This window comes from Streptomyces sp. NPDC018693, from assembly GCF_044391385.1.
Lineage (GTDB): Bacteria > Actinomycetota > Actinomycetes > Streptomycetales > Streptomycetaceae > Streptomyces.
Window position 1 is genome coordinate 79,915 of record NZ_JBIRZZ010000023.1, and the last position, 6,477, is coordinate 86,391.

Below are 6,477 nucleotides of genomic sequence, written 5' to 3' on the forward strand. Positions count from 1 at the left end.
GCCATGCAGTTCGGACGGACCTACGAGGAGTTCGAGGTCGGGGCGACGTACAAGCACTGGCCGGGCAAGACGGTCACGGAGTACGACGACCACCTGTTCTGCCTCCTCACCATGAACCACCACCCCCTCCACATGGACACGAACTATGCGGAGAGGACGACGGACTTCGGCAAGAACGTCGTCGTCGGGAACTACATCTACTCCCTGCTGCTCGGCATGTCCGTGCCGGACATCTCCGGCAAGGCGATCGCCAACCTGGAGATCGAGTCGCTCAAGCACGTGGCGCCGACCTTCCACGGCGACACGATCTACGGGCAGACGACCGTGCTCGACAAGTGGCCGTCGAAGTCGAAGAACGACCGCGGCATCGTCCACGTCGAGACCAAGGGCTACAAGCAGGACGGCACGCTGGTGTGCGTGTTCCGCCGCAAGGTGATGGTGCCGACCGAGACGTACATCAAGGAGCGCGGCGGCGAGCAGCCGGGCCGCCCCGAGCTCAAGGAACAGGGGAAGTAACGATGGCCCGTCTCGCCCAGACCGCCGGTCTGACGGACATCCAGCAGGAGATCCTCTCCACCGTCCGCGACTTCGTGGACAAGGAGATCATCCCGGTCGCGACCGAGCTGGAGCACCGTGACGAGTACCCGCAGCAGATCGTCGACGGGCTCAAGGAACTGGGCCTGTTCGGCCTGATGATCCCCGAGGAGTACGGGGGTCTGGGCGAGTCGCTCCTGACGTACGCGCTGTGCGTGGAGGAGATCGCCCGGGGCTGGATGTCGGTGTCCGGCATCATCAACACGCACTTCATCGTGGCGTACATGCTCAAGCAGCACGGCACCCAGGAGCAGAAGGACCACTTCCTGCCCAGGATGGCGGCCGGCGACATCCGGGGCGCCTTCTCGATGTCGGAGCCGGGTCTGGGCTCCGATGTGTCGGCCATCACGTCGAAGGCGGTGAAGGACGGCGACGAGTACGTACTGAACGGCCAGAAGATGTGGCTGACGAACGGCGGGACGTCATCCCTGGTCGCCGTACTCGTGCGAAGTGACGAAGGACACGCCGAGGGCACCGCGCCCCACAAGTCGATGACGACCTTCCTGATCGAGAAGGAGCCCGGCTTCGGTGAGGTCCGCCCCGGCCTGACCATCCCGGGCAAGATCGAGAAGATGGGCTACAAGGGTGTCGACACCACCGAGCTGATCATGGATGGCCTGCGGATTCCGGCCGATCGGGTGCTCGGCGGGGTCACCGGCCGAGGTTTTTACCAAATGATGGACGGCGTGGAGGTGGGCCGCGTCAATGTCGCGGCACGTGGCTGCGGTGTCGCGCAGCGTGCGTTCGAGCTCGGCGTCCGGTACGCCCAGCAGCGTCACACCTTCGGCAAGCCGATCGCCCAGCACCAGGCGATCCAGTTCAAGCTCGCGGAGATGGCTACCAAGGTGGAGGCCGCTCATGCGATGATGGTGAACGCCGCACGCAAAAAGGACTCCGGGGAGCGAAACGACCTCGAAGCAGGGATGGCGAAGTACCTCGCCTCCGAGTACTGCAAGGAAGTCGTGGAGGACGCGTTCCGGATCCACGGCGGGTACGGCTTCTCCAAGGAGTACGAGATCGAGCGCCTCTACCGCGAGGCCCCGATGCTGCTCATCGGTGAAGGCACCGCCGAGATCCAGAAGATGATCATCGGGCGCAGACTGCTCGAAGAGTATCGGTTCCAAGGCTAGATGTCCGGGTTGGGGGTGTTTTCTTCGAGAAGAAGATCACACCCCGTCAACTCTCCTGAGCCGCCGACTCGACTTCCTGGCTTACCCAGTTGTGGCCCCGAACCGCTACGATCGCCGGAAAGCCGCCGTCCCCCCGTCGAAGCGCGGCACCATTCGCTACGAAGGTCATCCATGCCCCACAGCCAAACCTCTGCACCTCGCGACAGCCTCGCCGGCGTACGCCTTGCGCGCGGAGCATCGCCGTGGCTTCTCCCGACCGTCGCCACCGCAGCCGTCAGCCTGGTCCGCGCCCGCCGTTCCGGCGTCGCGAAGGCCGTCGCCGTACCCGCCACCGCTCTGGCGGCGGGCATGCTGTGGTTCTTCCGCGACCCCGAGCGTGAGATCGCGTCGGGCCGGGTCATCTCCCCCGCCGACGGCGTGGTGCAGAGCATCATGCCGTGGAAGGACGGACGCACCCGGGTCGCGATCTTCATGAGCCCGCTCAACGTCCACGTCAACCGCGCGCCGCTCTCCGGCACGGTCACGTCGGTCGAGCACGTCCCGGGCGGGTTCGTTCCGGCGTTCAACAAGGAGAGCGAGAACAACGAGCGGGTCGTCTGGCACTTCGACACCGAACTCGGTGACATCGAGATGATCCAGATCGCCGGCGCCGTCGCCCGCCGCATCGTGCCCTACATCCCGGAGGGCACGAAGGTCGAGCAGGGCGACCGCATCGGCCTGATCCGCTTCGGCTCGCGCGTCGACCTCTATCTGCCGGAGGGTGTCGAGATCGCGGTCGAGGTCGGTCAGAAGACCGTGGCTGGGGTGACTCGCATTGACCGTGATTGACCCGGAGACGCAGACCGGCTGGGTGCCGGACGCCGACGAGGTGGACGAAGAGGAGGAGATGCCCCTCTCCCTCCGGCTGTCGATAGCGGACACCCTCACCCTCGGCAACGCCACGTGCGGCTTCATGGCGGTGTACTTCACCACCACCGGCATCCTGATCCCGCACCTCACCGGCAGCGAGGAAACCGGCATGGCCCGCCACAGCGCGGCCACCGCGGTCATCCTGATGCTGTGCGCGGCGGTCTTCGACCTCTTCGACGGCCTGGTGGCGCGCAAGCTGCGCAGCTCGCCGATGGGCGCGGAGCTGGACAACCTCTCCGACCTGATCAGCTTCGGCCTGGCGCCGGCGTACTTCGTCCTCGTCTACGGCATGGTCGCCAATGACGCGCACCAGCGGGTGGCGGCGGTCGGGGCGATCGTGGTGCTGCTGGCGGTGGTGCTCAGACTCGCCCGCTTCTCCTGCGTGACGCCGCCGAACGGCATGTTCCAGGGCATGCCCTCGCCCTTCGGCGCGCTCACGGTCGTCGCCATCGTGCTGCTGGAGCTGCCCTTCGTGGCGACGCTGCTGGCGATCCTCGGCACCGCGTGGCTGATGGTCAGCCGGGTCGAGTACCCCAAGCCGCGCGGGCGCTCCGCGGCGGCGATGCTCATCTGGATCGTGCTGTCGATGGGGCTCCTGGCGGCCTGGGCCTTCGGCGCGCCGAGCGGCCAGCTGCTGCTCCAGACGGGCTGCGCGCTGCAGCTGGTCATGGGCGCGGTCATCCCGCTGTTCGCCACGGCCCGCCGGGTGAACAACTTCCGCGACAACCGGCGTGAGGCGCGGGCGGCGCAGCTGCCGTAAGCGTCGTACGACGTCGAAGGGGCCCCGAACCGAGAGGTTCGGGGCCCCTTGTCATGAGGTGCCTCAGGTCAGGAAGTCCCGCCCGATCTGCTCAGCCACCCGCTCCAGGATGGGCCCGGCGTCCGCGATGCACTTGGCCACGTCCGGCTCGATCTCCGTCAGCGGGTAGGCCCGGCGGATCCCCGCCCGGCCCAGCACCTCCGGCGGCAGGGCGAGGCGCCCGCACACCGCGACGACCTCCTTGTCGGCCGCCCGGGCCGCCGAGGCGACGCCGGCCGGGGCCTTGCCGTGCAGGGTCTGCTCGTCGAGGGAGCCCTCACCGGTGATCACCAGCTCCGCCCGCTCCAGGGCGGGCGCGAAACCGAGGACGTCCAGCATGACCTCGATGCCGGGGCGGAAGCGGGCGCTCAGCAGCAGGGCGCCGTAGCCGATGCCCCCGGCCGCGCCCGCGCCCGGCGCCGCCGCGTACTCGGCCGCCCGGGGGCCGACCGCCGCCTCCAGCACCTTCGCGAAGTGGGCGAGGGCCGCGTCCAGGGTCTCCACGTCGTCGGGCGAGGCGCCCTTCTGCGGGCCGTACACCGCCGGGGCGCCCTTGGGACCGGTCAGCGGGTTGTCGACATCGCTCGCCAGGATCAGGTCCACCGACGACAGCCGCGGGTCCAGGCCCGACAGATCGGCCCTGGCCAGGCCGGCGAGACCGCCGCCGCCCGGGGAGACCGGCTCGCCGTCCGCGTCCAGGAAGCGGGCGCCCAGCGCGGACAGCATGCCCGCGCCGCCGTCGGTGGTGGCGCTGCCGCCGACCCCGAACACGATCGTGCGCACCCCCGCGTCCAGCGCGGCGCGCAGCACCTGTCCGGAGCCGTACGTCGACGCCGTGAGCGGGGCGAAGACGCCCGCGGGCAGCCGCTGCAGCCCGCTCGCCTCCGCCATCTCCACCACGGCCGTGTCGCCGCGCACCGCGAACGCCGCCGTCACCTCGTCCCCCAGCGGCCCGGCGACCCGTACCTCACGCCGTTCGAACCCGGCCGCGACGGCCGCGTCGACCGTGCCGTCGCCGCCGTCGGCCACGGGCAGCGCCTCGACCTCGACGTCCGGTACGGCCCGGCGCAGCCCCGCCGTCACCCGCTCGGCGACCTGCACGGCCGTCAGCGAGCCCTTGAACTTGTCCGCGGCAACGAGCACCCGTCGGGTGCCGTGCACTGCAGCCTCCGCCACCTTGCCATCCCCTTGCTCTACGGGCCCCGCGCACGTCAGGGCCGGTCGCGCCGCAGCGACCTTAACCTCAAGGCGCCCCCGCCGTCATGCCCTGCCCGGACCCTGGAACGGGGCCGCGGGCGTCCCGGGGCGGCGCGCTTCCCGGCGTATTCGGGTACACCTTCAGTCATGACCCCTGTGGGCACCGAGCAAGAACTCACCGACCGCGTTCTCGGGGGCTGGCTGGGCCGGATCGCGGGCAACATGCTCGGCAAGCCGGTCGAGCGGGGCGACCTGTGGACGCGGGACCGGATCGACCGCTATCTGCGGCAGACGGCCGCCCTGCCCCTGACCGACTACCTGCCCGAGCCCCCGGACGAGGCCACCGCCGCCGAGCTGCGCCCCGAGTGGCCCAGTTGCGTGCGCGGCCGGATCCACGGCAGCTGCCGCGACGACGACGTCGACTACGCCGTCCTCGGCCTGCACCTGCTGGAGACCCACGGCTTCGGCTTCAGCACCGAGCAGGTCGGCGACCTGTGGCTGCTGCGGCTGCCGTACCTGCAGACGTTCACCGCGGAGCGGGCCGCGTACCGCAACCTCACCAACGGGCTGAAGCCACCGCTGACGGCGACGTACGACAACCCCTACCAGGAGTGGATCGGCGCGCTGATCCGCGCGGACATCCACGGCTGGACCTGCCCGGGCGCACCGCACCGCGCGGCCTCGCTGGCCCGCCGGGACGCGGTGCTGTCGCACACCGGGAACGGGGTGTACGGGGCCATGTTCGCCGCCGCGCTGATCTCGGCGGCGTTCACCGCGCCCACGGTCCGCGACGCGCTCGACCGGGCGCTGGCCGTCGTACCGGCGAGCAGCCGTCTCGCTCGGACCGTGCGCCGGGTGATCGCCCTCCATGACGCGGGTCTGAGCTGGGAGGACACGCTCGCCACGGTCGAGCGGGAGACGGCCGGGCTCGGCTGGATCCACACGGTGCCCAACGCGGCCGTCCTCACCGCGGGGCTGCTCCACGGCGACGACGACTTCACCCGCACCATCGCCCTCACCGTGCGCGGCGGGCTGGACACCGACTCCAACGGGGCCACGGCGGGCTCGGTGGCCGGTGTGCGCACCGGGGCGGCGGCGATCCCGGCGCGGTGGACGGACCCGCTGGAGGACACCGTGCGCAGTGCGGTGTTCGGTTTCGACGGGGTGCGGATCAGTGAACTGGCCGAGCGGACGGTGCGGTTGTCCCGGCAGGAGCGCTGGGCGGCGGCCTGAGCTGGTTACCCTTACCAGGGTGACCACTGACGATTACGCCGCGTACATCGCCTCCCTGCCCCGCGTGCTCGCCGGGGCCGCCGCTCTGTTCCGGGACGCCGAGGGGCGGGTGCTGCTCGTCGAGCCGAACTACCGGCAGGGGTGGGCCCTGCCGGGCGGCACCGTCGAGTCCGACACCGGGGAGACCCCGCGCCAGGGTGCGCGCCGGGAGACCCTGGAGGAGATCGGCCTCGACCGGGAGCTCGGCCGGCTGCTCGCCGTGGACTGGGTGCACGGGCCGGACCGGCCGCCGATCGTGGCGTACGTCTACGACGGCGGCATGCTCGACGAGGACGACCTCAAGGCGATCCGGCTGCAGGAGTCGGAGCTGCTGTCCTGGCGGCTCGTCGCCCGCGAGGACCTGCCCGAGCATCTGCTGGGCGCCCTCGGCCACCGCGTGCTCGCAGCACTGGACGTGCTCGCGGACGGCACGGGGACGGTGGAGCTGGAGAACGGGCGACGGGTGGGCTGAGCGGGGCGCCCTAGGTGTATTGCCCTGTGAGGTTCGGAACGCGGCTGGCGGGTGGCTGGCCCTTGAGCGCGGTGTGTCCGCGGTGGTGATTGTAGGTGTGCAGC

General features: G+C 70.5%; 7 protein-coding genes. 6 read left to right on the plus strand and 1 reads right to left on the minus strand.

The window, feature by feature from the left end:
- The first annotated feature begins 3 nt into the window (after nt 1-3).
- The 4 genes from ACH5AC_RS35675 to pssA all read left to right on the plus strand — a co-directional run bounded on the left by ACH5AC_RS35675 (nt 4) and on the right by pssA (nt 3,393).
- Complete coding sequence (locus ACH5AC_RS35675; RefSeq protein WP_398866474.1) at nt 4-516, plus strand: MaoC family dehydratase; 513 nt, start codon at nt 4-6, stop codon at nt 514-516.
- 2 nt (nt 517-518) lie between these two features.
- Nucleotides 519-1,724 carry an acyl-CoA dehydrogenase family protein gene (locus ACH5AC_RS35680; RefSeq protein ID WP_398866475.1) on the plus strand — a complete coding sequence of 402 codons (1,206 nt, stop codon included), beginning with the start codon at nt 519-521 and terminating at the stop codon, nt 1,722-1,724.
- Between the two features lie 171 nt (nt 1,725-1,895).
- Complete coding sequence (locus tag ACH5AC_RS35685; RefSeq protein WP_398866476.1) at nt 1,896-2,552, plus strand: phosphatidylserine decarboxylase; 657 nt, start codon at nt 1,896-1,898, stop codon at nt 2,550-2,552.
- A gap of 22 nt (nt 2,553-2,574) precedes the next feature.
- Nucleotides 2,575-3,393 carry a CDP-diacylglycerol--serine O-phosphatidyltransferase gene (gene pssA, locus ACH5AC_RS35690; protein ID WP_398866486.1) on the plus strand — a complete coding sequence of 273 codons (819 nt, stop codon included), beginning with the start codon at nt 2,575-2,577 and terminating at the stop codon, nt 3,391-3,393.
- A 63-nt stretch (nt 3,394-3,456) separates the two neighbouring features.
- Here the strand turns inward: pssA and ACH5AC_RS35695 are convergent, their stop codons facing one another.
- Nucleotides 3,457-4,608, minus strand: a complete 1,152-nt coding sequence (locus ACH5AC_RS35695; protein ID WP_398866477.1) for a glycerate kinase — start codon at nt 4,606-4,608, stop codon at nt 3,457-3,459.
- 168 nt (nt 4,609-4,776) lie between these two features.
- Here ACH5AC_RS35695 and ACH5AC_RS35700 point away from each other — a divergent pair, with 168 nt between their 5' ends.
- Nucleotides 4,777-5,862: an ADP-ribosylglycohydrolase family protein gene (locus ACH5AC_RS35700; protein ID WP_398866478.1), complete on the plus strand. Its 1,086-nt coding sequence runs from the start codon at nt 4,777-4,779 to the stop codon at nt 5,860-5,862.
- 19 nt (nt 5,863-5,881) lie between these two features.
- The gene (locus ACH5AC_RS35705; protein WP_398866479.1) at nt 5,882-6,373 is read left to right on the plus strand and encodes an NUDIX domain-containing protein; all 492 of its coding nucleotides are present in this window, start codon (nt 5,882-5,884) and stop codon (nt 6,371-6,373) included.
- Nucleotides 6,374-6,477: the final 104 nt, after the last annotated feature.